Below are 23,096 nucleotides of genomic sequence, written 5' to 3' on the forward strand. Positions count from 1 at the left end.
TAGGCTTACTACGCTTAGCGTTGCGCTTGAGCGTTCAGTTCAGCCGATGCTTGAGTTGCTGGCTCAGGCTTCACCGGATTGGCCGGCCAGGCCTTGCGGTCCAGGTCAAGGTCAGGGAACTGGCTGGAATCGAACACCGGGGTCTTGATGCCCGCCGCGCGCTGGTTGTCGTAGTCGTTCAGGATGCGCATGGCGATCTTGAACAGGAACGCCAGGGCGAACAGGTTGACGAAGGCGAGCATGGTCATGGTGATGTCGGCAAAGGCGAACACGGTGCCGAGGTTCTCGATCGAACCCCAGAAAATCAGCACCAGCACCAGGGCGCGGTAGCCGATCAGCACCTTGCGGTTGTTGCCGACCAAAAAGCGCAGGTTGCTCTCGCCGAGGTAGTAGTTGTACATGATCGAGGTGAACACGAACAACGCCAGGGCCACCGAGATGAACATGCGGCCCCAGTCGCCCACTACCGCTGCCAGGGAGTTCTGGGTCAGGGCAATGCCGTCGCCTTCAAAGCCCGGGGTGTAGAAGCCGGAAAGCAGGATCAGCAACGCGGTGCAGGTGCAGATCACGAAGGTGTCGAGGAACACGCTGAACGCTTGCACCACGCCTTGGGCGATCGGGTGTTCTACCGCCGCCACCGCCGCCACGTTAGGCGCACTGCCCAAACCGGCTTCGTTGGCGAACACGCCGCGCTTCACACCCATGATAATCGCGCTGCCCACCAGGCCGCCGAAGGCTGGGTCGAGGCCGAACGCGCTCTTGACGATGGTCGCGAGCATGGCAGGTACGTGGTCGAACTGCAGCACGATCACATAGAGGGTCACGGCGATGTAGACCAGGGTCTTGACCGGCACCAGCAGGTCGGCGATCGAGGCGATGCGCTTGATCCCGCCGATGAACACCAGGCCCAGCAATACCGCCAGCGCCAGGCCGGTGTAGGTGGTGTCGAGGCCGAAGGCGTTGTTCAGCGAGTGGGTCACGGCATGAGCTTGCAGGCCGTTGAACGCGAAGCCGAAGGTCACCAGCAACAGGAACGCCATGACCATACCCAGCCAGCGTTTTTGCAGGCCGTGCTGGATGTAATAGGCCGGGCCGCCACGGTAGGTGCCTTCAGCATCGGTACGCTTGTACAGCTGGCCGAGGGAGCATTCGATAAAGCTCGAAGACATGCCCACCAAGGCGGTGACCCACATCCAGAACACGGCACCGGGGCCGCCCAGGGTCACGGCAATACCAACACCGGCAATGTTACCGGCACCCACACGCCCGGCCAGGCTGAGCATCAGCGCCTGGAACGAACTGAGTTGGCCGGCGCTGCTCTTCAGGCTGTCGCGAAACACCGAGAACATGTGGAAAAAGTGACGCAATTGAACGAAACGCGAGCGGATCGTGAAATAACCGCCGAGCCCGACAATGAGCACGATCAGTACTTTCCCTGAGAGGAAGTCGTTGATGACTTCGAGCATGGAGTGTTCCTCGCTGATTTTTCTAATGGCAAACGCAGGATGGCGCGACCTCACCGCATAGCACCAGGCAGTGCGCGGCAGTTCGACCCCAATCCTTTTGCGGGTGTTGTTATTCATGCGCTTTCGCGTGGTACCCGGGCCTCGTTACCGAGAGCCGCAGACGCGAAGAGGGGCGGCACTATACCTAGGCGAACGTGATCCGTCTGCCCGGGCTGATTAAAGGTTTCAGCCACGCGGTGACAGGCAAGGTGGGTTTGCAGGGCGATATTGGATTTTTTATGGGCGTCATTTCACAACCTTGAGGCAAAAAAAAGGGCCTGAAGAACGAGCCTTCAGGCCCTCAAAAGGTGAGAGGTGTCTAGTCCCTCAACCTGGTGAGCGGTGCAACAAACGCTTAGGCCTTCAGCGGGACCAAACGTGGGGCAATCATGTTTTCGGGGCGCAGGATGTCGTCGAGCATGGCGTCGTCGAGCAAGCCTTCTTCGCGCACCAGTTCCAGCACGCCGCGGCCGCTTTCAAGGGCGATACGCGCAATGCGGGTGGCGTTTTCATAGCCGATGTACGGGTTCAGTGCGGTGACCAGGCCGATGGAGTGCTCCACCAGTTCGCGGCAGCGCGCTTCGTTGGCGGTGATGCCGACGATGCAGTGCTCGCGCAACATGTCCATGGCGCGTTGCAGCAGGCGGATCGAGTCAAAGATCTTGTAGGCGATCAGCGGCTCCATCACGTTCAGTTGCAGTTGGCCGCCTTCGGCCGCGATGGTCAGTGCCAAGTCGTTGCCGATGATCTGGAATGCCACCTGATTCACGGCTTCCGGGATGACCGGGTTGACCTTGCCGGGCATGATCGAGCTGCCTGGCTGGCGGGCCGGCAGGTTAATCTCGTTGATGCCGGTGCGTGGGCCGCTGGACAGCAGGCGCAGGTCGTTGCAGATCTTCGACAGCTTCACGGCGGTGCGCTTGAGCATGCCGGAGAACAGCACGAAGGCGCCCATGTCGGAAGTGGCTTCGATCAGGTCGGCCGCCGGTACCAGCGGCTGGCCGCTGATGGTGGCCAGGCGTTGTACGGCCAGGGCCTGGTAACGCGGGTCGGCGTTGATGCCGGTGCCGATGGCGGTGCCGCCCAGGTTCACTTCGGTCAGCAGTTCTGGCGCCAGTGTTTTCAGGCGGGCCAGGTCTTCACCGAGGGTGGTGGCGAAGGCGCGGAATTCCTGGCCGAGGGTCATCGGCACGGCGTCTTGCAGTTGGGTACGGCCCATTTTCAGCACATGGCCGAACTCGACGCCCTTGGCGGCGAACGCCTGGATCAGGCTGTCGAGGCTGGCGAGCAGCGCGTCATGGCCCAGCAGCAGACCCAGGCGGATCGCGGTCGGGTAGGCGTCGTTAGTCGACTGCGCCATGTTTACGTCGTTGTTGGGGTGCAGGTACTGGTACTCGCCCTTGTTGTGGCCCATGGCCTCCAACGCGATGTTGGCGATGACTTCGTTGGCATTCATGTTGGTTGAAGTGCCGGCGCCGCCTTGAATCATGTCCACCACGAACTCTTCGTGGAAGTCGCCGCGGATCAGGTGGGCACAGGCTTCGCTGATGGCAGCGTGCTTGGCTTCGCTGAGCTGGCCCAACTCGCGGTTGGCGTCAGCGGCTGCTTGCTTGACCATTGCCAGGCCGACCACCAATTTCGGGTAATGCGAAATCGGAACGCCCGAGAGGCGGAAGTTATTCACGGCTCGCAGGGTCTGGATGCCGTAATACGCTTGAGCAGGTACGTCGAGTACGCCAAGCAGGTCTTTTTCTGAGCGGAATGATGCAGCGGAGGACATGACGGAAATCATCTCGATATGGACCCGGAACAGGCCGGAACGCTGCGAATGCTAGGCTTGTGGGCGTTTTTGGGCCAATGCTGTTAAGCACTGGGCTATGCATAAACGGCATAATGTAGGTGTGACCCAGCTATCATGACGGGCGTGTGTGCCAAAATGGTGCGTACCCGTGGGAGGAAGTGATGAACCTTGAGAGCAAATGGCTGGAAGACTTCAGCGCTTTGGCGGCTACCCGCAGCTTTTCCCAGGCGGCCGAGCGACGTTTTGTCACCCAGCCCGCCTTCAGCCGCCGCATCCGCAGCCTGGAAGCCGCGCTGGGCCTGACCCTGGTCAACCGCTCGCGCACGCCGGTGGAATTGACGGCGGCGGGGCAGCTGTTTCTGGTCACCGCGCGCACGGTGGTCGAGCAGTTGGGTGAAGTTCTGCGCCATTTGCATCACTTGGAAGGCGGGCAGGGCGAAGTCATGCAAGTGGCCGCTGCACACTCCCTGGCACTGGGCTTCTTCCCCCGCTGGATCGCGCAACTGCGCAACGAAGGGCTGAACATCGCCACACGGCTGGTCGCCACTAACGTCGGTGACGCCGTGCACGCCCTGCGCGAAGGCGGCTGCGACCTGATGTTGGCGTTCTACGATCCGGACGCCGCGATGCAGATGGACCCGGAAATTTTCCCCTCGCTGCACCTGGGTAACACCGAAATGCTCCCGGTGTGCGCCGCCGATGCCGACGGCAAGCCGCTGTTCGACCTGGAAGGCGAAGGCAGTGTGCCGCTGTTGGCCTACAGCGCCGGCGCCTTCCTTGGCCGCTCGGTGCATTTGCTATTGCGCCAGCGCGCCCTGCGCTTTACCACGGTTTACGAAACCGCCATGGCCGACAGCCTCAAGAGCATGGCCCTGGAAGGCCTGGGCATCGCCTGGGTGCCGCAACTGAGCGTGCGTGCCGAACTCGCGCGAGGCGAACTGGTAGTGTGCGGCGGGCCGCAATGGCATGTGCCGCTGGAGATTCGCCTGTATCGGTGTGCCTTGGTGCGCAAGGCGAACGTGCGGTTGTTGTGGCGCAAGTTGGAAGGTGGCGCGGCGCAGAATACCTGAGCCCGACACCGACCAAATGTGGGAGGGGGCTTGCTCCCGATAGCGGCGTGTCAGGCACTGATATGTCACTGACACATCACTATCGGGAGCAAGCCCCTCCTACAGAAATCGCGGCGCCTGGGACTGACTCTTAAGTCAATAAAACCGCCACTTTACCCCGCTAGACAGATGGTCATCCCAGGGGCTGTTTATCTGCGTTATTACGGTATACTGCGCGGCCTTCGGCCGGTCCAACCGGCCTTGATTCGTACAACAAGCCACGCCGGATTTCCCGCGTGGCTTGTTGTTTTTTGACGCGCCTGCGGGCGCCCAGAGAGAAGAGGCACGACGATGAGTGCATTGGTTGGCGTGATCATGGGCTCCAAGTCCGATTGGTCCACCCTTAGCCACACCGCCGATATGCTGGAAAAACTCGGCATTCCGTATGAAGTGAAAGTGGTCTCTGCCCACCGCACCCCGGATTTGCTGTTCCAGTATGCCGATGAAGCAGAATCCCGTGGCATCGAGGTGATCATCGCCGGTGCCGGCGGTGCAGCGCACCTGCCAGGCATGTGTGCGGCCAAGACCCACCTCCCGGTGCTCGGTGTGCCGGTGCAGTCGTCAATGCTCTCGGGCGTGGATTCGCTGTTGTCCATCGTGCAGATGCCGGCCGGTATTCCGGTGGCGACCCTGGCGATCGGCAAGGCCGGCGCGATCAACGCCGCGCTGTTGTCCGCCAGCATCCTGGGCGCCAAGCACCCGCAGTTCCACGCGGTGCTGAAAAAATTCCGTGCTGAGCAGACAGACAGCGTGCTGGACAATCCAGACCCACGTATCGCCTGAGGTTGTTGACGATGAAAATCGGTGTAATCGGTGGCGGCCAACTGGGCCGCATGCTGGCCCTGGCGGGAACCCCGCTGGGGATGAACTTCGCTTTCCTTGATCCTGCGCCCGACGCCTGCGCGGCGGCCCTGGGTGAGCACCTGCGTGCTGACTACAGCGACCCGGACCACCTGCGCCAGCTGGCGGACGAAGTCGACCTGGTGACCTTCGAGTTCGAAAGTGTCCCGGCCGAAACCGTGGCCTTCCTGTCGCAGTTCGTACCGGTATACCCGAGCGCCGAAGCCTTGCGCATCGCTCGTGATCGCTGGTTCGAGAAGAGCATGTTCAAGGATCTGGGCATCCCGACCCCGGCCTTCGCCGACATCCAGTCCCAGGCGGACCTGGACGCCGCAGTCGCCAGCATCGGCCTGCCGGCCGTGCTGAAAACCCGCACCTTGGGTTACGACGGCAAGGGCCAGAAAGTGCTGCGCACCGCTGCCGACGTGGTCGGTACGTTTGCCGAGCTGGGCAGCGTTGCCTGCCTGCTGGAAGGCTTCGTGCCGTTCACCGGCGAGGTCTCGCTGATCGCCGTGCGTGCCCGTGATGGCGAAACCCGCTTCTACCCGTTGGTGCACAACACCCACGACAGCGGGATCCTCAAACTGTCCGTGGCCAGCACCGACCACCCGCTGCAGGCGCTGGCGGAAGACTATTCCAGCCGCGTGCTCAAGCAACTCGATTACGTCGGCGTGATGGCGTTCGAGTTCTTTGAAGTCGACGGCGGCCTCAAAGCCAACGAAATCGCCCCGCGCGTGCACAACTCCGGGCACTGGACCACCGAAGGCGCCGAGTGCAGCCAGTTCGAAAACCACCTGCGGGCGGTCGCGGGCTTGCCGCTGGGCTCCACGGCCAAGGTCGGCGAGAGCGCCATGCTCAACTTCATCGGCGTGGTACCGCCGGTTGAGCAGGTGATCGCGATCGATGACTGCCACTTGCATCACTACGGCAAGGCCTTCAAGGCCGGGCGCAAGGTCGGCCACGCCAACCTGCGCTGCAAGGACCGTGCAACCCTCCAGGCGCAGATCCTCAAGGTCGAAGCGCTGATCGCCGAGCAATAACCCAGGGGCCGGCGGGAACCATTGGTTGCCGCCCGCTCTCTCATTGCAGGATGGCAAAGCCTGACTAGGCTTGGTCATGACTCACATTCAATCAGAGGGAAATGCCATGGGTATCATCGGAACCATCTTTATCGGCTTGATCGTCGGTCTGCTCGCGCGTTTCCTCAAGCCAGGCGACGACAACATGGGCTGGATCATGACCATCCTGCTGGGTATCGCCGGCTCCCTGGCCGCGACCTACGGCGGTCAGGCACTGGGTATCTACCAGGCTGGCCAGGGTGCAGGCTTCCTCGGTGCATTGGTCGGCGCGATCGTGTTGCTGGTGATCTACGGCCTGATCAAAAAGAAGTAATCAGGCGACAAAGTCCTCTGCGCTGCGCAGGCGCGGAGGGCTAGAATGCCGACACTGTTTACCTTGTCGAGCCCCTCCATGCGCCGCCTTCTTTTGACTCTCCTCTTGCTGGGCCCAGGCCTGGTTCACGCTGGCGAACTGCCGGAAACCGACTGGCTCGACCTGATGCCGCTGTCGGACCAGAAAGCCCTCGAAACGATGCCGGAAATCGACCACAACTCCCCCGAAGCCCAGGGCACCTTCACCGATAAAGGTGGCTTGAAGCAGAGCAAGGGGCTGCCGGCGGTGATGTATTCCACCAAGACCGTGGCCGCCATGAACGGCAAGAACATCCGCATTGGCGGCTACCCGGTGCCATTGGAAACCGATGCCAAGGGGCGCAGCACGCTGTTTTTCCTGGTGCCATACCCTGGCGCCTGCATCCATGTGCCGCCACCGCCGCCGAATCAGTTGGTGCTGGTGCGCTATCCCAAGGGGCTGAAGCTGGACGATATCTACACGCCGCTGTGGGTCACGGGCACGCTGAAGGTGGAGAAGGTCAACAATGAACTGGCCGATGCTGCCTATGCGCTGGAAGCGGGGAAGGTGCGGGTGGTGAAGGAGTCGGATCTCTAAACCGACCGCTAAACCTGGAGCAGGCTTGCCGGCGATGAGGCCAGTGAATTTATCGCTGCTCTCAGGGCCGCCATCGCCGGTAAGCCTGTCCCTACAGGGTTACAAGGCGATTGCGGAGATGCTCACGCCCAGCGTGTGGCTCTCGCCCGGCGCCAGTTCAACCACGTCATCCAGTACGTTGGCCGTCTCGATGCACAACATGCCCTGCCAGCCGTCGTCGGCCATATCGTCGAAAGCCTTGGCGCGTTCGGTCCAGGGGTTCCAGATCACGGTCGACTTCGAGCCTTCGCTGGTGAGCTGAATGCGGCGCTGCCAGTCGTTATCGACGATGTCCAGTTGCGCCGGAGTGTCGAGGTAGATGCGGTCGGTCTCGGCGGTGAAGTGCAGGAGCCCGGCTTGCTGTTGGTTGCTCCAGCCATCGGCGGTATCGATATACGCCAAACCGTCGAGGCCTTCGACTTGCACGTTGCGCACATCGCTTACGGCGAAGTAGGTGTGCAGCGCCTGGCTGAGGGTCACGGTGTCGGTGCCACGGTTGTGGCTGGTCAGGCGGATATGCAGTTGATCGTCCAGCAGCAGGCTTAGCTTCAGGTCGACTTGATGTGGCCAGCCGGGGAAGCCGTTTGCCGGGACCGGCAGCACCAGATCGACGCGCAATGACTCGCCTTCCAGCTCGGCCGCGGCCAATTCCCAGGTCGCCGTGCGCACGAAACCGTGGGCACCGGCCGGCTGGTCACTCTGGCGCATCGCTTTCACGCTTTGCGGGTTGCGGTCGAACACGCCAAACCACGGCCAGCACACCGGCACACCGGTGCGGATGCCTTTGCCCTGCTTGAACACCGCCTCTTTATTAGGCCAGATCAGCGGCTGCTCGCCCTTACGCTGGTAACTGAAGATATGCGCGCCCTGCTGGGCCACCATCAATTCGGCGCCGTTGTGGCGGATGCGCCAGCAGTCCAGCTCGTCGATTTTCACGGTTTCAACGTGGGGCGTAGTCATGCAAAGCACTCTTTATGGCAGGCAATGAGGCAATTGACCGTCAAAACCCGGCGAGGTTTAACGCGCCCGCGACGGCACCGACCGGGTACGACCGCTGCCATCGATGGCAACGAACACGAATACCGCCTCGGTGACCTTGCGCCATTCGCTGGACAGCGGGTCATCGCTCCACACTTCGACCATCATCTGGATCGAGCTGCGGCCGATTTCCAGGGCCTGGGTGTAGAACGACAATTGCGCGCCCACCGCCACTGGCACCAGGAACGCCATGCGATCGATGGCCACGGTGGCAACACGGCCACCGGCGACCTTGCTGGCCATTGCCGTGCCGGCCAGGTCCATCTGTTCGACCAGCCAGCCGCCGAAGATATCGCCGAAGCCGTTGGTTTCACGCGGGAGCGCGGTGATTTGCAGGGCGAGATCGCCTTGCGGGATAGGATCTTCTTGTTCGAGTTCGATCATGCCGGGGGTGCCTCTGACCCGTGACGCTTTTTATAGGTGATGCAAAGTGGATAGCCGACTGGTGGAAAAACGTTTCAGCACAAACATACTCCGTTCGACTCGTTTCTCGTAAGGCGCACTAAAGGGAAACTCTGCCAAACCGGCTGGGTGGCACCCAACAGCGTTTTGGCACAGCAGCCCCTCAAGACAGCGGGTCTGGTGCTTGCAAGGGCCGAGTATATCGAGACCCTGACGCCACGACGACCTCCCGGCGCTCATTTGGTCGGCAAATCGCGGCTGTATCGGGGCTTTTTCCAGCAACTGTGCTTCTGCTTTGCGGGTAATGCGTGCGCACCTGGAATAATTCACCCACTGGAACTGTTAACAGGACAGCGCTGTGCTTTTCCAGGCGATTTGCTATCTTGCCCAACCCGTCCTGGCTCAGCCAGTCCCCCGGATCTGCCGTTCTGACTAATAAGAGAAGCCTTGCCATGTCCTCCGTGCCCGCAAGCAGTGCGCAACCGTCGCGCCCGCTGACCCGCAACGACTACAAAACCCTGTCGCTGTCTGCCTTGGGCGGGGCGCTGGAATTTTATGATTTCATCATTTTCGTGTTTTTTGCCACCGTGGTCGGAAAACTGTTCTTCCCCGCTGACATGCCCGAGTGGCTGCGCATGATGCAGACCTTCGGCATTTTTGCCGCCGGTTACCTCGCACGCCCCCTGGGCGGCATCATCATGGCGCACTTCGGTGACCTGCTCGGACGCAAGAAAATGTTCACCCTGAGCATCTTCATGATGGCCGTGCCGACCCTGATCATGGGCCTGCTGCCGACCTACGCGCAGATCGGCCTGTGGGCGCCGATCCTGTTGCTGCTGATGCGCGTCATCCAGGGCGCGGCGATTGGTGGCGAAGTACCGGGCGCCTGGGTGTTCGTCTCCGAGCACGTACCACCGCGCCACATCGGCTACGCCTGCGGCACCCTGACCAGCGGCCTCACCGCCGGCATCCTGCTGGGTTCGCTGGTTGCCACTGCGATCAACACACTCTACAGCCCGGAGCAGGTTTCGGATTACGCGTGGCGCATCCCGTTCCTGCTGGGTGGTGTGTTCGGCCTGCTGTCGGTGTACCTGCGCCGCTGGCTGCATGAAACACCGATCTTCGCCGAGATGCAGCAACGCAAGACCCTGGCCGCTGAGCTGCCGTTGCGCGCCGTGCTGCGCGACCACCGCGGCGCCATCGTGCTGTCGATGCTGCTGACCTGGCTGCTCTCGGCCGGTGTTGTGGTGGTTATCCTGATGACCCCGACCGTGCTGCAAACCATCTACCACTTCAGCCCCACCGTTGCGCTGCAAGCCAACAGCCTGGCCATCGTCACCCTGAGCCTGGGCTGTATCGCCTCCGGCGCCCTGGCCGACCGCTTCGGTGCCGGCCGCATATTGGTCGCCGGTTGCGCACTGTTGCTGGCGACTTCCTGGACGCTTTATCACAGCCTCTTTAATCATCCTGACTGGCTGTTTCCGCTGTACGCCTTGACCGGTTTGTTTGTAGGCACTATCGGTGTGGTGCCTTATGTAATGGTCAAAGCCTTCCCGCCAGTGGTGCGCTTCAGTGGCTTGTCGTTTTCCTACAACGTGGCCTACGCCGTGTTCGGCGGCCTGACGCCGCTGGCGGTGTCCCTGCTGATGAAGGAAAGCCCGATGGGCCCGTCCTATTACGTTGCTGTCCTGTGTGTGATGGGGATGGTGGTGGGTGGGTATCTGTGGAAGCGCGGTCGCTGATACTTCTTTGAGCACCTGCCGATAACCCTGTGGCGAGGGAGCTTGCTCCCGTTGGGCTGCGCAGCGGCCCCAAAAAAAGCGGGAGCGCTGCGCACTCCAACGCGAGCAAGCTCGCTCGCCACAGGTTTTGTGCTCTACAACGATTACAGAGCGTTTCCAAAAGCCGCTGCAACCCTCTCGCAAACCCCCTGCATTTCCTGGCCTTTCCCCGAAGCCCCTCTTTCTCCAGTGAATAGTGGCCTTTCATCTAACTGTCACATTCCAGACATAGAGTGTTCACACGGCCTACCGATACTTGGGCCCGACCCAACTATCCCTATCTGCTAGGAGCAAGGCATGAAACTGAAGCGTTTGATGGCGGCTATGACTTTTGTCGCTGCTGGCGTTGCGACCGCCAATGCGGTGGCCGCTGGTGTTGACCCGGCAATTCCGGCTTACGTGAAGACCACTGGTGTGTCGGGCAACTTGTCCAGCGTCGGTTCCGATACCCTGGCCAACCTGATGACCTTGTGGGCTGAGGGTTACAAAAAGGAATACCCGAACGTCAACATCCAGATTCAAGCTGCCGGCTCCGCCACCGCGCCACCTGCGCTGACTGAAGGCACCTCCAACCTGGGCCCGATGAGCCGCAAGATGAAGGACACCGAACTGGCGGCCTTCGAGCAGAAGTACGGCTACAAGCCAACCGCTATCCCGGTTGCCGTGGATGCCCTGGCCGTGTTCGTGCACAAGGACAACCCGATCCAGCACCTGACCATGGAACAAGTCGACGCGGTCTTCTCCTCGACTCGCCTGTGCGGTGGCAAAGCCGACGTGAAAACCTGGGGCGACCTGGGTGTGACCGGCGACCTGGCCAACAAGCCAGTGCAGCTGTTCGGTCGTAACTCGGTATCCGGTACCTACGGCTACTTCAAAGAAGAAGCCCTGTGCAAAGGCGACTACAAGCCTAACGTGAACGAACAACCTGGCTCGGCTTCGGTCGTGCAGTCGATCAGCTCCTCGCTGAACGGCATCGGTTATTCGGGCATCGGCTACAAGACCGCCAGCGTGAAGACCGTGGCCCTGGCCAAGAAAGGCACCACTGAGTTCATCGAAGACAGCGAAGAAAACGCCCTGAACGGCAAATACCCGCTGTCGCGCTTCCTCTACGTTTACGTCAACAAAGCCCCGAACAAGCCTCTGGCCCCGCTGGAAGCTGAGTTCGTGAAACTGGTTCTGTCCAAACAGGGCCAGGAAGTTGTAGTGAAAGACGGTTACATCCCACTGCCAGCCAAAGTTGCCGCCAAGGCCCTGGCTGACCTGGGTCTGAAAGAAGGCAACTGATTGCCTCTGCGGGAGCCGGTGTGCCGGTTCCCGCATCTCTAATTTTTGTTCGCTGCTAGCGCTGCTACGCGGCGAATTTCTTGCGTCACTGCATTGTCATCTTTCTGTCATACAGGACCGCTAGGGTGTGCGCATGAATGATCTGGCCAATTCCACCATGACGACGACTTCTCCCCCCAAGCGCATTGATTTCAATACGCCTGAGCTGCAACGCAAGCGCCGCATCCGTGCGCTGAAAGATCGCCTGACCCGTTGGTACGTGCTGATCGGCGGTCTCGCCGTCCTCGGCGCCATCACCTTGATCTTCTTCTTTCTCGCCTACGTGGTCGCGCCACTGTTCCAGGGCGCCTCGTTGACCAAGGAAGACGCACTGACACCGGCCTGGCTGCAGGACGCTGGCAAGCCGCTGATGATCTCCCTTGAAGAACAGAACCAGGTCGCCATGCGGGTTTCCGACAAGGGCCAGGCGTTGTTCTTCAGTGTGGATACCGGTGCTGAACTCAAGCGTGTCGATCTGCCGCTGCCAGCCGGTACGAGTGTCGTGTCCATCGGTGTAGACCAGCCGGGCAGCCCGCTGGTCATCCTCGGCTTGTCCAATGGCCAGTCCCTGGTATTCCGCCACACCTATAAGGTGTCCTACCCGGACGGCAAGAAGACCATCTCTCCTGCCATCGAATACCCTTACGGTGAAACACCGATCGTCCTGGATGACGCCGGTCGCCCGCTGGAGCACGTCGCCCTCAACGCGACCGATTCGTCGCTGGTGATTGCCGGCTCGGCCGGTTCGCACTTGAACGTGCTGGCCCTGAGCCGCGAAGAAAACATGATGACCGGCGAAGTCACCAGCGAGCAGAAGCGTGTCGAGCTGCCGCAAATGACCGAGCCGGTGAAGGCGATCTTCATCGACCCTCGCCAGCAGTGGCTGTACGTGATCAACGGTCGTGCCCTCGCTGACGTGTTCAGCCTGCGCGACAAGAGCCTCAACGGCCGCTACAAATTGCTTGAAGACGGCAACGCCGAAATCACCGCCAGCACTCAACTGGTGGGCGGTATCTCGTTGATCATCGGTAACTCCAAGGGTGGCCTGGCCCAGTGGTTCATGGCCCGTGACCCGGATGGCGAGCAGCACCTCAAGCAGATCCGCACCTTCCAGATGGGCACTACGCCGATTGTTGAGATCACTGCCGAACAACGTCGCAAAGGCTTCACCGCCCTCGACGCTTCCGGCCAGTTCGGCGTGTTCCACAGCACCGCCCACCGCACCCTGCTGGTGGACCCGGTAGTCGACGGCCAGGGCGTATTCGGCCTGTCGCCACGGGCCAACCGTGTGATGGTCGAAGCCGGCGGCAAGCTGCAACCGTTGCTGCTCGACAACCCGCACCCGGAAGTCTCCTGGAGCGCGCTGTGGAGCAAGGTCTGGTACGAAAACTACGACGAGCCTAAATACGTCTGGCAATCGACTGCCGCCAACACCGACTTCGAACCCAAGATGAGCCTGGCGCCGCTGACCTTCGGTACGCTGAAAGCCGCGTTCTACGCCATGCTGCTGGCCGCGCCACTGGCCGTTGCCGCTGCGATCTACACCGCTTACTTCATGGCCCCGAGTCTGCGCCGCAAGGTCAAGCCGGTGATCGAATTGATGGAAGCGATGCCGACGGTGATCCTCGGGTTCTTCGCCGGCCTGTTCCTGGCGCCGTATGTCGAAGGGCACCTGCCGGGGATTTTCAGCCTGCTGATGCTGTTGCCGATTGGCATCCTGGTGGCCGGTTTTGTGTTCAGTCGCCTGCCCGAGTCGATCCGCCTGCGGGTTCCCGATGGCTGGGAAAGCGCGATCCTGATCCCGGTGATCCTGTTCGTGGGCTGGCTCTCGCTGTACATGAGCCCGTACCTGGAAACCTGGTTCTTCGGCGGCGACATGCGCATGTGGATCTCCCATGACCTGGGCATCACCTACGACCAGCGCAACGCCCTCGTCGTCGGCCTGGCCATGGGGTTCGCGGTGATCCCGAACATCTACTCCATCGCCGAAGACGCCGTGTTCAGCGTGCCGCGCGGCCTGACCCTGGGCTCCCTGGCCCTGGGCGCCACGCCGTGGCAGACCATGACGCGCGTGGTCATCCTGACCGCCAGCCCGGGGATTTTCTCGGCGCTGATGATCGGCATGGGCCGCGCCGTCGGCGAGACCATGATCGTGCTGATGGCCACCGGTAACACCCCGGTAATGGAGATGAACCTGTTCGAAGGCCTGCGAACGCTCGCGGCCAACGTCGCGGTGGAAATGCCCGAGTCGGAAGTGGGCGGTAGTCACTACCGCGTGCTGTTCCTCTCGGCGCTGGTGCTGCTGATGTTCACCTTCATCATGAACACCCTCGCCGAGCTGATTCGTCAGCGTCTGCGCAAGAAATACTCGTCGCTTTAAGAAAGGTAGAAGTCTGTGAAACAGAACTCCCTGAATGGATGGTTCAAGAGCGGCGCCCCCGGCGTCTGGATCAGCGGTGGTGCGGTGTCCATCGCGGTCATCATGACCCTTGGTTTGCTGGCTGTGATTGCGGTGCGTGGTTTGGGCCACTTCTGGCCGGCCGACCTGATCCAGGCCAACTACACCGTGCCGGGCCAGGAAAACCATATCGTCATCGGCGAAGTGGTGCAGAAGGAAGAAGTGCCCCGCGAGCGCCTGAAAAGCGCCGGCCTGCCGGTGCCCGCCCAGGGCCCGGAATTCATGACCCGCGAGCTGATCAAGGTCGGCAACCGGGACCTGAACGGCAATGACTTCACCTGGATCGTCGGCGAATGGCTGAAGGACCAGACCACGCCTGTGCAACTGATGGCCATCGAGCGTCGCGAGTGGGGTAACTTCTACGGCACCCTGGTCAACGTCAAGCAGGACGGCAAGGTCATCGCCGAAGGCGAGGCCGCATGGCCGGAGCTGCAGGCCCGCGTCGAGCGCGTCAACACGTTGGCCGCCCAGCTCAAAAGCCTGGAAAAAAGCGACATCGGTGCGATCAACGCCGGTTTGGAGCGCATCCGCCTGCACGGTCGCAAGCTCGAACTGGAAGGCAAGCTCGATGCCGCCGCCCAGGCCGACATGGACGCCGACCGCGCCGAACTGAATGCGCGCTACCAGGACATCGAAGCGCGCCTGTCTGACCTGCACGCCCAATTCAACCGTGATGCCCTGACGGCGCGTGATGCGAACGGCAAGGAAGTGGAAATCGGCATCGGCAAAGTGGTGCACGCCTACCAGCCGAACGCCATGGGCTACATGACCAAGGTCGGGTTCTACTTCAGCAAGATCTGGGAATTCCTCAGCGATGACCCACGGGAAGCCAACACCGAAGGCGGGATCTTCCCGGCGATCTTCGGCACCGTGATGATGACCCTGATCATGGCAATGATCGTGACCCCGTTCGGCGTGCTGGCGGCGGTGTACCTGCGTGAATACGCCAAGCAGAACGCCCTGACCCGGATTATCCGTATCGCGGTGAACAACCTGGCGGGCGTTCCGGCCATTGTTTACGGCGTGTTCGGCCTGGGTTTCTTCGTGTATGTATTGGGTGGTTCGGTTGACCGCTTGTTCTTCGCCGAAGCCCTCCCAGCCCCGACGTTCGGTACGCCGGGCCTGCTCTGGGCGTCGCTGACCCTTGCGCTGCTGGCGGTGCCGGTGGTGATCGTGGCCACCGAAGAAGGCCTGGCGCGGATTCCCCGCACCGTGCGCGAAGGCTCCCTGGCACTCGGCGCGACCAAGGCGGAAACGCTGTGGAAGATCGTGCTGCCGATGGCCAGCCCGGCGATGATGACCGGCATGATCCTCGCCGTGGCCCGCGCCGCCGGTGAAGTGGCGCCGCTGATGCTGGTGGGTGTGGTGAAACTGGCGCCGTCGCTGCCGCTGGACGGTAACTACCCGTACCTGCACCTGGACCAGAAGATCATGCACCTGGGCTTCCATATTTATGACGTCGGCTTCCAGAGCCCCAACGTCGAGGCTGCACGGCCGCTGGTGTACGCCACTGCCTTGTTGCTGGTGCTGGTGATTGCCACGCTCAACCTGTCGGCGGTGTGGATTCGTAACCACCTGCGCGAAAAATACAAAGCGTTGGACAGCTAAAGCTATTAGCCACAAGCGGCAAGCTACAAGCCGCTTTTGCTCAAATCTTGCAGCTTGCAGCTAGAAGCTGGCAGCTACGAACGGAGTGAGACCATGCAACACGAAACCCATTCCCACGGCATCAACATGTCTGCCCTGGGTCGCGACAAGCAGAGCCTGAGCCTGGCCCAGGAAACCGTGGCCATCGAAGTGCCGGGCCTGAGCCTGTACTACGGTGAAAAGCAGGCGCTGTTCGACGTCAGCATGAACATCCCCAAGCAGCGCGTGACCGCCTTTATCGGCCCGTCCGGCTGCGGCAAGTCCACATTGCTGCGCACCTTCAACCGCATGAACGACCTGGTGGACGGTTGCCGTGTAGAGGGCGCCATCAACCTCTACGGCACCAACATCTACCGCAAGGGCGAAGACGTGGCCGAACTGCGTCGCCGCGTGGGCATGGTGTTCCAGAAGCCCAACCCGTTCCCCAAGACCATCTATGAAAATGTGGTCTACGGCCTGCGCATCCAGGGCATCAACAAGAAGCGCATCCTCGACGAAGCGGTCGAGTGGGCCCTCAAGGGCGCGGCGCTGTGGGACGAGGTCAAGGACCGCCTGCACGAATCGGCCCTCGGCCTGTCCGGCGGCCAGCAACAGCGTCTGGTGATCGCCCGCACCATCGCCGTGGAACCGGAAGTGCTGCTGCTCGACGAACCCTGCTCGGCACTCGACCCGATCTCGACGCTGAAAGTGGAAGAGCTGATCTACGAGCTCAAATCCAAGTTCACCATCGTCATCGTGACCCACAACATGCAACAGGCGGCGCGGGTTTCCGACTACACCGCGTTCATGTACATGGGCAAGCTGGTGGAATTCGGCGATACCGACACCCTGTTCACCAATCCGGCGAAGAAGCAGACCGAAGACTACATCACCGGTCGTTATGGCTAGTTGGAGCAGCTGCGAGCCGCAAGCTTCAAGCGGCAAGTAAAAGCAGTTCAATGCAACGACACATATCAACTTGCAGCTTGTAGCTTGCGGCATACAGCTTTTGTGGAGCAAAACCATGATTTCGAAGGAAGGCTTAACCCATCACATCTCCGCGCAGTTCAACGCCGAGCTTGAGGAAGTGCGCAGCCACCTCCTGGCGATGGGCGGTCTGGTGGAAAAACAAGTCAACGACGCCGTCACCGCGCTGATCGAGGCCGACTCGGGCCTGGCCCAGCAAGTGCGCGAGATCGATGACCAGATCAACCAGATGGAACGCAACATCGACGAAGAATGCCTGCGCATTCTTGCCCGTCGCCAGCCGGCGGCTTCCGACTTGCGTTTGATCATCAGCATCTCCAAGTCGGTGATCGACCTGGAGCGCATCGGCGACGAAGCCACCAAGATCGCCCGACGCGCCATTCAACTGTGCGAAGAAGGCGAAGCGCCGCGCGGTTACGTAGAAGTGCGCCACATCGGCGACCAGGTACGCAACATGGTGCGCGATGCCCTAGACGCGTTTGCCCGCTTCGACGCCGAACTGGCGTTGTCGGTGGCCCAGTACGACAAGATCATCGACCGCGAGTACAAGACCGCGCTGCGCGAGCTGGCGACCTACATGATGGAAGACCCGCGCTCTATCTCGCGGGTCTTGAGCATTATCTGGGTGCTGCGCTCCCTGGAACGGATCGGCGACCACGCGCGCAATATCTCGGAACTGGTGATTTATCTGGTGCGCGGTACCGACGTGCGGCACATGGGCCTCAAGCGCATGAAGGCTGAAGTTGAAGGCTCAGTCGATCAAATCCCTAATGTTCCGGTCAATCCTGACGATAAGTAAGTTGCCCGAGAAATTAACGCCCGGCCTTTGGTCGGGCGTTTTCGTTTGTGGCAACTGAATTATTTATGTGATCGTCGGCATAAAGTCCCGACGTGACTACAGAGTTTTGGCAAAATGCCATCAGTCAGGCGTTCTGCGTGCCGCGGTTTTTATAGGATAAAGGGTCGATGAGTAAAGTCAGTGTGTTGGTGGTGGATGACGCCTCGTTTATTCGCGACCTCGTGAAGAAGTGCCTGCGCAATTACTTCCCGGGGATCAAGATCGAAGATGCGGTGAACGGCAAAAAGGCCCAGGCCATCCTGATGCGCGAAACCTTCGACCTGGTGCTGTGCGACTGGGAAATGCCGGAGATGTCCGGGCTGGAGCTGTTGACCTGGTGCCGTGAGCAGGCGCATCTGAAGGCCATGCCGTTCGTGATGGTGACCAGCCGTGGCGACAAGGAAAACGTGGTTCAGGCGATCCAGGCCGGGGTGTCCGGCTATGTCAGCAAGCCGTTTACCAACGAACAACTCTTGAGCAAGGTCAAACAGGCCCTGCACAAGGTCGGCCGCCTTGACGCGCTGGTCGCCAGCGCACCGACCAAGATGAACTCAGCCTTCGGCAACGATTCCCTGAGCGCCCTGACCGGCGGCCGGCCCGAAGCGGTCAAGCCGGCAACGGTGGCGGCTGCGCCGAGCAGAGGCCTGCTCAACAGCCCGCCCGTGCAGGCGGCTCCTGCTGCCTCGCCGGCTGGCGGTCGCGGGCAGGGCCAGTTGCGCCTGTCCAGCGGCACCCAGCAATGCGTGATCAAGGCGCTGAGCATCAAGGAAGCGCTGCTGGTGGTGCGTCGCGGTGAAGTCCTGCCTCAGGTATTGGAAAGCGCCGTGCTCGACCTTGAGCAAGGCGACAACGCCGAAGTCGCCCGCCTCAACGGCTACCTGCACGCCATCGTCGCCTTCGAGCCCAGGCCCGACAGCGACTGGCTGCAACTGACCTTCCGGTTTATCGACCAGGATGCGCAGAAGCTCGACTACATCTCCCGCCTGATCGCGCGCGGCACGGCGCAGAAGCACTTTGTACCGGGTGCGTGATCGCCTGAATATCGGGAATCGACCGACTGTCTGATTCCCGATGCCTGGCTTGATTTATATCTGTTTCGATATAGTCTCTCGGTAACGCATCCGTGTTATCGAGCCTTTGCTATGCCTTGAAACAAACCTCCACCGCCTCTGGCTGAATCGTCGATTACGCTTTTTCTTTCCAGGAAAGGAGAAGTGAATGCCAAGGCACAAGGATGTGGTGTTTCTAGGAAGCTCGCTCAAGGATCTCAAAGCGTTTCCTCTGGATGCCAGAAGGGCAGCCGGTTTTCAGTTGGATCTCTTGCAGCAGGGCGAGCAGCCTTTTGATTGCAAACCCATGAAAACGATTGGAAGGGGCGTCAGTGAGATTCGAATTACTGAGGAATCGGGAGCGTTTCGAGTTTTCTATGTGGTTAATCGGCCTGAGGCTGTTTATGTGCTGCATGCGCTGCGCAAGACCACACAGAAAACCGAAGTGCGGGATATCGAACTGGCGCGTGCCGGATTGCAGGAATTAGGCTAAGCCCATGACAGACCAAAAGATTCACACCGAACGTTTCAGCAGTATCTGGGATGCTCTGGAGGACACTCCTCAGCAAGCCGCCAATATGCGTTTGCGCTCAAAGTTGCTGCTGGCGCTGTGCAAGACCATCCGCAGTTGGGAGCTTTCCCAGAAAGAGGCGGCGCAAAGGCTCGGTATCAGCCAGCCCCGTCTTAACGACGTACTCAACGGCAAGATCGATAAGTTCTCGCTGGATGCTTTGGTCAATTTATCGGCCGCAGCGCGAATGGACGTCGATATTTGCCTTACAGCACTGCCTGCCTGACCTCACTCAGAGTTGTCATCAACCGTTGTTAGCCTGCCGTTCAGTCATCCCGGCAGGTTTGCGCCATGCTCCTTCGCCTGTTGCTGTTCTGCATGTTGGCCACAGTCGCCACGTCGACTCTCGCCATGACCCTCTACAAATCCACCGATGCCAATGGCGTTGTGCTCTTCAGCGACCGGCAAACCCCCGGTGCCCAGGCGTTCGTGATCCGGGAGCGCAGGCTCGAGCGTATGCAACCGCCGGTACTCGACAAGCCAAGACCCCGTTACCCACAGCAGGCCTACCGCTACCCCTTGCCCTGGCGGGGCGGGCCGTTCCGCCTGACCCAAGGCCCTAGGGGCAGCTTCAGCCACACGGATGCCAAAAGCCGCTACGCCATGGACATCGCCATGCCTGAAGGCACGCCGATCATCGCGGCGCGCAGCGGGGTTGTGGTGAAGACCGAGAACAGCCAGGCCGGCCGCGGCAGCGATGCTTCAGGGAATTTCGTACGTGTGCAGCACGATGACGGCACCCAGGGTGTGTACCTGCACCTCAAGCAGGGCTCGGTCAGCGTCAGGCCAGGGCAGCGGGTGAGGGTGGGCAGTGCGCTGGCGTTGTCGGGCAATACCGGCAACAGCAGCGGGCCGCATCTGCACTTTGTGGTGCAGCAGAGTACCAAGGCCGGGCTGGTATCGATCCCTTACGAGTTCGACCAGCCGGTCGGCACGTTGCCCAATTTTGCATTGGGCAATTGAGGGTCAGTCCAGCAGCAAGACCTTGGCCAGCACGATCTTTGGCCCTTTCATCTTCTTGATGATGATCCGCAGGCCTTCAACCTCCATCACTTCTTCCTCTTCCGGCACGCGTTTCAACGTGTCGTAGATCAGCCCGGCCAGGGTTTCGGCTTCGATGTGGTCCAGGTCGACGCCCAGCAGGCGCTCCACCTTGAACAGCGGTGTATCACCACGCACCAGCAGCTTGCCCGGTTGATAGGCCAGGATGCCCCGCTCGGCCTTGCGGTGTTCGTCCTGGATATCGCCCACCAGCACTTCCAGCACATCTTCCATGGTGAGGTAGCCGATGATATTGCCGTCGGCTTCTTCCACCAGGGCGAAGTGCGCGCCGCCTTTGCGGAACTGCTCCAGCAACTGCGACAACGGCATATGCCGCGACACGCGCTCCAGCGGGCGGGTCAGCTCGGCCAGGTTGAACGACTCGGGGATGTGGTCGAGTGCCGCCAGTTCCAGCAGCAAATCCTTGATGTGCAGCAGGCCGACGAACTCGTTGCGCACCGCGTCATACACCGGGTAACGGCTGAATTTGTGGCGACGGAACAGCGCAAGGATTTCCTTGAGGGGGGCGTTGAAGTCCAGGGTCACCAGGTCTTCGCGGGAGTTGGCCCAGTCCACCACTTCCAGTTCGCCCATTTCCACGGCCGAGGCCAGCACGCGCATGCCTTGGTCGCTCGGGTCCTGGCCGCGGCTGGAGTGCAGGATAAGCTTGAGTTCTTCGCGGCTGTAATGGTGCTCGTGGTGCGGGCCGGGCTCGCCCTGGCCGGCGATGCGCAGGATAGCGTTGGCGCTGGCGTTGAGCAGGTAGATCGCCGGGTACATGGCCCAGTAGAACAGGTACAGCGGCACCGCCGTCCACAGCGACAGCAACTCGGGTTTGCGAATGGCCCAGGATTTGGGCGCCAGTTCACCGACCACGATGTGCAGGTAGGAAATCACGAAGAACGCGGCAAAGAACGACACACCCTTGATCACTTCCGGCGACTCGACGCCCGCGGCGCCCAGCAACGGCTCGAGGATGTGCGCAAAGGCCGGCTCACCGACCCAGCCCAGGCCCAGGGAGGCGAGCGTGATACCCAGCTGGCAGGCCGACAGGTAGGCGTCGAGCTGGCTGTGCACGGTACGCAGGATCTGCCCGCGCCAGCCGTTGGTGTGGGCGATAGCCTCGACCCGGGTGGAGCGCAGTTTGACCATGGCGAATTCCGCCGCAACGAAGAAACCGTTGAGCAGTACCAGGACAAGTGCAAAAAGAATCATGCCGAAATCGGCGAAGAGTGTGGCCAGGGTGATGCCAGGGGAAGGGTCCATGATGGGGTTTTGCGGGTTCCGTGTGTTCAATAAGGGGGGACAGGAGGGCCTGAAAGGCAGGCGCAAGTCAGCCAATGTAGCGGCTGACGCGGCGCTTGCCTAGTGGTTGCTGCCGGGCGGGGCGCTAGGTGGCCTGATCGACCATCCGCGAACGGGTTACCTGCGTCGGCGGGAAATGGCAGGTAAAGGTGCTGCCATGGCCCAGCACGCTGCTGATTTCCAGCCGTGCGCGGTGGCGCAGCAGTACATGCTTGACGATGGCCAGGCCGAGCCCGGTGCCGCCGGTGTTGGAGTTGCGGCTGGAGTCGACGCGGTAGAAACGCTCGGTCAGGCGCGGTAGGTGCTTGGCGTCGATGCCGATGCCGGAGTCCTGCACACTCAGGTGCGCGCCGTGTTCATCAGCCCACCAGCGGATGCGTATATTGCCCTTGTCCTGGGTGTATTTCACGGCATTGAACACCAGGTTGGAAAACGCGCTGCGCAACTCGCCCTCGCTGCCTTTGAGCAATATCGACGGGTCGGCTTCCAGGGTGATTTGCTGCCCGCGCTGGCCGGAGAGGGCCTGGGCGTCGTTCTTGATCGTTTGAAGCAGGCTTTGCACCGGCACCGGGTGATTGTCCGAGGGGTAGTCGGTGGCTTCCAGCTTGGCCAACAGCAGCAGGTCGTTGAGCAGGGTCTGCATGCGCGAACCTTGCTGCTGCATTTGCTGCAGGGCGCGGCTCCAGCGCGGGTTGATCTCATCGACGTTGTCCAGCAGCGTCTCCAGGTAGCCGCAAATCACCGTCAACGGCGTGCGCAGTTCGTGGGACACGTTGGCGACGAAGTCTTTGCGCATCTGTTCCAACTGGTGGATGCGGGTCACGTCGCGTACCAGCATCAGGTGTTCGTTGTTGCCGTAGCGCGTCAGGTACAGCTGGATGCGCACGCGGTCGTTGGTGGGCGAGGGGATTTCCAGCGCTTCTTCGTAGTTGTTCTGCTCGAAGTATTCCTTGAAGCGCGGGTGACGCACCAGGTTGGTCACCGGCTGGCCGCTGTCCTGGGGTGTCTTGAGGCCCAGCAGGGTCTCGGCGGCGCGGTTCCACCATTCCAGGTTGCCGTCGCTGTCGAGCATGATCACCGCGTCTTTGAGCGCAGCGGTGGACTCCTGCACGCGGTCGATCACCGCTTGCAGGCGCCCGCGTACCCGTTGGTCGCGGCGTTGCAGGTGGTAGATGCTGTCGAATACTTCGCCCCACAGGCCGTAGCCATCGGGGGGAGCTTCGTCGGGTTTGTGCTGGCGCAGCCATTCATGCAAGCGCAGCAATTGCTTGAGGGTCCAGCCCAGGTACAGCGCGATGCCGACGGCCAGGCTCCAGCCATAGTAGCCGCTGACCAGGCCCACCAGCAGGCAGCCGGTGATCAACAGAAGCATGTGG

The 23,096-nt window shown here is 61.2% G+C and carries 21 protein-coding genes; 15 read left to right on the top strand and 6 right to left on the bottom strand.

Annotated features, from left to right (window positions below; all coding sequences use genetic code 11):
* Nucleotides 1-14: 14 nt before the first annotated feature.
* Both ACR52_RS09825 and aspA read right to left on the bottom strand, forming a co-directional pair.
* Entirely contained in the window at nt 15-1,466 is a 1,452-nt protein-coding gene (locus tag ACR52_RS09825; RefSeq protein ID WP_048723501.1) for an alanine/glycine:cation symporter family protein, read from the bottom strand.
* 394 nt (nt 1,467-1,860) lie between these two features.
* Nucleotides 1,861-3,285 (bottom strand): aspartate ammonia-lyase, encoded by a 1,425-nt coding sequence (gene aspA, locus ACR52_RS09830; protein ID WP_048723502.1) that lies wholly within the window; start codon nt 3,283-3,285, stop codon nt 1,861-1,863.
* A gap of 182 nt (nt 3,286-3,467) precedes the next feature.
* On the opposite strand from aspA, the gene ACR52_RS09835 reads away from it, so the two are divergent.
* The 5 genes from ACR52_RS09835 to ACR52_RS09855 all read left to right on the top strand — a co-directional run bounded on the left by ACR52_RS09835 (nt 3,468) and on the right by ACR52_RS09855 (nt 7,262).
* Entirely contained in the window at nt 3,468-4,376 is a 909-nt protein-coding gene (locus ACR52_RS09835; protein ID WP_048723504.1) for a LysR substrate-binding domain-containing protein, read from the top strand.
* Nucleotides 4,377-4,706: 330 nt separating this feature from the next.
* A complete protein-coding gene (purE, locus tag ACR52_RS09840; RefSeq protein WP_003195648.1) occupies nt 4,707-5,198 on the top strand; it encodes a 5-(carboxyamino)imidazole ribonucleotide mutase in 492 nt (163 codons plus the stop codon).
* An 11-nt stretch (nt 5,199-5,209) separates the two neighbouring features.
* Entirely contained in the window at nt 5,210-6,295 is a 1,086-nt protein-coding gene (locus tag ACR52_RS09845; RefSeq protein WP_048723508.1) for a 5-(carboxyamino)imidazole ribonucleotide synthase, read from the top strand.
* A 106-nt stretch (nt 6,296-6,401) separates the two neighbouring features.
* Nucleotides 6,402-6,647 (top strand): GlsB/YeaQ/YmgE family stress response membrane protein, encoded by a 246-nt coding sequence (locus tag ACR52_RS09850; RefSeq protein ID WP_048723510.1) that lies wholly within the window; start codon nt 6,402-6,404, stop codon nt 6,645-6,647.
* Nucleotides 6,648-6,725: 78 nt separating this feature from the next.
* Nucleotides 6,726-7,262 (top strand): DUF3299 domain-containing protein, encoded by a 537-nt coding sequence (locus ACR52_RS09855; protein WP_048723729.1) that lies wholly within the window; start codon nt 6,726-6,728, stop codon nt 7,260-7,262.
* 99 nt (nt 7,263-7,361) lie between these two features.
* Here the strand turns inward: ACR52_RS09855 and ACR52_RS09860 are convergent, their stop codons facing one another.
* Entirely contained in the window at nt 7,362-8,261 is a 900-nt protein-coding gene (locus ACR52_RS09860; RefSeq protein WP_048723513.1) for a D-hexose-6-phosphate mutarotase, read from the bottom strand.
* A gap of 57 nt (nt 8,262-8,318) precedes the next feature.
* Nucleotides 8,319-8,723, bottom strand: coding sequence for an acyl-CoA thioesterase (locus ACR52_RS09865; protein WP_048723515.1), 405 nt, complete (start codon nt 8,721-8,723; stop codon nt 8,319-8,321).
* 470 nt (nt 8,724-9,193) lie between these two features.
* On the opposite strand from ACR52_RS09865, the gene ACR52_RS09870 reads away from it, so the two are divergent.
* The 10 genes from ACR52_RS09870 to ACR52_RS09915 all read left to right on the top strand — a co-directional run bounded on the left by ACR52_RS09870 (nt 9,194) and on the right by ACR52_RS09915 (nt 20,337).
* Nucleotides 9,194-10,483: an MFS transporter gene (locus ACR52_RS09870; protein ID WP_048723516.1), complete on the top strand. Its 1,290-nt coding sequence runs from the start codon at nt 9,194-9,196 to the stop codon at nt 10,481-10,483.
* Nucleotides 10,484-10,819: 336 nt separating this feature from the next.
* Nucleotides 10,820-11,806, top strand: a complete 987-nt coding sequence (locus tag ACR52_RS09875; protein ID WP_048723517.1) for a phosphate ABC transporter substrate-binding protein PstS — start codon at nt 10,820-10,822, stop codon at nt 11,804-11,806.
* Nucleotides 11,807-12,191: 385 nt separating this feature from the next.
* Nucleotides 12,192-14,225 carry an ABC transporter permease subunit gene (locus ACR52_RS09880; protein WP_173439226.1) on the top strand — a complete coding sequence of 678 codons (2,034 nt, stop codon included), beginning with the start codon at nt 12,192-12,194 and terminating at the stop codon, nt 14,223-14,225.
* Nucleotides 14,226-14,240: 15 nt separating this feature from the next.
* The gene (pstA, locus tag ACR52_RS09885; protein WP_048723521.1) at nt 14,241-15,911 is read left to right on the top strand and encodes a phosphate ABC transporter permease PstA; all 1,671 of its coding nucleotides are present in this window, start codon (nt 14,241-14,243) and stop codon (nt 15,909-15,911) included.
* A 93-nt stretch (nt 15,912-16,004) separates the two neighbouring features.
* Nucleotides 16,005-16,838 (top strand): phosphate ABC transporter ATP-binding protein PstB, encoded by an 834-nt coding sequence (gene pstB / locus ACR52_RS09890; RefSeq protein WP_048723523.1) that lies wholly within the window; start codon nt 16,005-16,007, stop codon nt 16,836-16,838.
* Between the two features lie 115 nt (nt 16,839-16,953).
* Nucleotides 16,954-17,715 (top strand): phosphate signaling complex protein PhoU, encoded by a 762-nt coding sequence (gene phoU / locus ACR52_RS09895; RefSeq protein ID WP_048723525.1) that lies wholly within the window; start codon nt 16,954-16,956, stop codon nt 17,713-17,715.
* 167 nt (nt 17,716-17,882) lie between these two features.
* Nucleotides 17,883-18,785, top strand: coding sequence for a response regulator (locus ACR52_RS09900; RefSeq protein ID WP_048723527.1), 903 nt, complete (start codon nt 17,883-17,885; stop codon nt 18,783-18,785).
* Nucleotides 18,786-18,972: 187 nt separating this feature from the next.
* Nucleotides 18,973-19,296, top strand: coding sequence for a type II toxin-antitoxin system RelE/ParE family toxin (locus ACR52_RS09905; RefSeq protein ID WP_048723528.1), 324 nt, complete (start codon nt 18,973-18,975; stop codon nt 19,294-19,296).
* A gap of 4 nt (nt 19,297-19,300) precedes the next feature.
* On the top strand, nt 19,301-19,600 hold the full coding sequence (locus tag ACR52_RS09910) for a helix-turn-helix domain-containing protein (RefSeq protein WP_048723530.1): 300 nt from the start codon (nt 19,301-19,303) through the stop codon (nt 19,598-19,600).
* Between the two features lie 65 nt (nt 19,601-19,665).
* Nucleotides 19,666-20,337, top strand: coding sequence for a M23 family metallopeptidase (locus tag ACR52_RS09915; RefSeq protein WP_048723533.1), 672 nt, complete (start codon nt 19,666-19,668; stop codon nt 20,335-20,337).
* A gap of 3 nt (nt 20,338-20,340) precedes the next feature.
* Here the strand turns inward: ACR52_RS09915 and ACR52_RS09920 are convergent, their stop codons facing one another.
* Together ACR52_RS09920 and phoR are read right to left on the bottom strand one after the other, a co-directional pair.
* Nucleotides 20,341-21,681 (bottom strand): hemolysin family protein, encoded by a 1,341-nt coding sequence (locus tag ACR52_RS09920; protein ID WP_048723535.1) that lies wholly within the window; start codon nt 21,679-21,681, stop codon nt 20,341-20,343.
* Nucleotides 21,682-21,805: 124 nt separating this feature from the next.
* Complete coding sequence (gene phoR / locus ACR52_RS09925) at nt 21,806-23,092, bottom strand: phosphate regulon sensor histidine kinase PhoR (RefSeq protein WP_236692130.1); 1,287 nt, start codon at nt 23,090-23,092, stop codon at nt 21,806-21,808.
* Between the last annotated feature and the right edge of the window lie 4 nt (nt 23,093-23,096).

Origin of the sequence: Pseudomonas fildesensis, from assembly GCF_001050345.1 — a bacterium.
Classification (GTDB): domain Bacteria; phylum Pseudomonadota; class Gammaproteobacteria; order Pseudomonadales; family Pseudomonadaceae; genus Aquipseudomonas; species Aquipseudomonas fildesensis.

Excerpts from the sequence above, each read along its gene's own strand:
- phoR (WP_236692130.1), bottom strand. The coding sequence starts at position 23,092 with ATGCTTCTGTTGATCACCGGCTGCCTGCTGGTGGGCCTGGTCAGCGGC.
- ACR52_RS09905 (WP_048723528.1), top strand. The coding sequence starts at position 18,973 with ATGCCAAGGCACAAGGATGTGGTGTTTCTAGGAAGCTCGCTCAAGGAT.
- purE (WP_003195648.1), top strand. The coding sequence starts at position 4,707 with ATGAGTGCATTGGTTGGCGTGATCATGGGCTCCAAGTCCGATTGGTCC.
- pstB (WP_048723523.1), top strand. The coding sequence starts at position 16,005 with ATGCAACACGAAACCCATTCCCACGGCATCAACATGTCTGCCCTGGGT.
- ACR52_RS09875 (WP_048723517.1), top strand. The coding sequence starts at position 10,820 with ATGAAACTGAAGCGTTTGATGGCGGCTATGACTTTTGTCGCTGCTGGC.
- ACR52_RS09865 (WP_048723515.1), bottom strand. The coding sequence starts at position 8,723 with ATGATCGAACTCGAACAAGAAGATCCTATCCCGCAAGGCGATCTCGCC.
- ACR52_RS09910 (WP_048723530.1), top strand. The coding sequence starts at position 19,301 with ATGACAGACCAAAAGATTCACACCGAACGTTTCAGCAGTATCTGGGAT.
- ACR52_RS09900 (WP_048723527.1), top strand. The coding sequence starts at position 17,883 with ATGAGTAAAGTCAGTGTGTTGGTGGTGGATGACGCCTCGTTTATTCGC.
- ACR52_RS09915 (WP_048723533.1), top strand. The coding sequence starts at position 19,666 with ATGCTCCTTCGCCTGTTGCTGTTCTGCATGTTGGCCACAGTCGCCACG.
- ACR52_RS09850 (WP_048723510.1), top strand. The coding sequence starts at position 6,402 with ATGGGTATCATCGGAACCATCTTTATCGGCTTGATCGTCGGTCTGCTC.
- ACR52_RS09835 (WP_048723504.1), top strand. The coding sequence starts at position 3,468 with ATGAACCTTGAGAGCAAATGGCTGGAAGACTTCAGCGCTTTGGCGGCT.
- phoU (WP_048723525.1), top strand. The coding sequence starts at position 16,954 with ATGATTTCGAAGGAAGGCTTAACCCATCACATCTCCGCGCAGTTCAAC.
- aspA (WP_048723502.1), bottom strand. The coding sequence starts at position 3,285 with ATGTCCTCCGCTGCATCATTCCGCTCAGAAAAAGACCTGCTTGGCGTA.
- ACR52_RS09920 (WP_048723535.1), bottom strand. The coding sequence starts at position 21,681 with ATGGACCCTTCCCCTGGCATCACCCTGGCCACACTCTTCGCCGATTTC.
- ACR52_RS09825 (WP_048723501.1), bottom strand. The coding sequence starts at position 1,466 with ATGCTCGAAGTCATCAACGACTTCCTCTCAGGGAAAGTACTGATCGTG.
- ACR52_RS09845 (WP_048723508.1), top strand. The coding sequence starts at position 5,210 with ATGAAAATCGGTGTAATCGGTGGCGGCCAACTGGGCCGCATGCTGGCC.
- ACR52_RS09870 (WP_048723516.1), top strand. The coding sequence starts at position 9,194 with ATGTCCTCCGTGCCCGCAAGCAGTGCGCAACCGTCGCGCCCGCTGACC.
- ACR52_RS09855 (WP_048723729.1), top strand. The coding sequence starts at position 6,726 with ATGCGCCGCCTTCTTTTGACTCTCCTCTTGCTGGGCCCAGGCCTGGTT.
- ACR52_RS09860 (WP_048723513.1), bottom strand. The coding sequence starts at position 8,261 with ATGACTACGCCCCACGTTGAAACCGTGAAAATCGACGAGCTGGACTGC.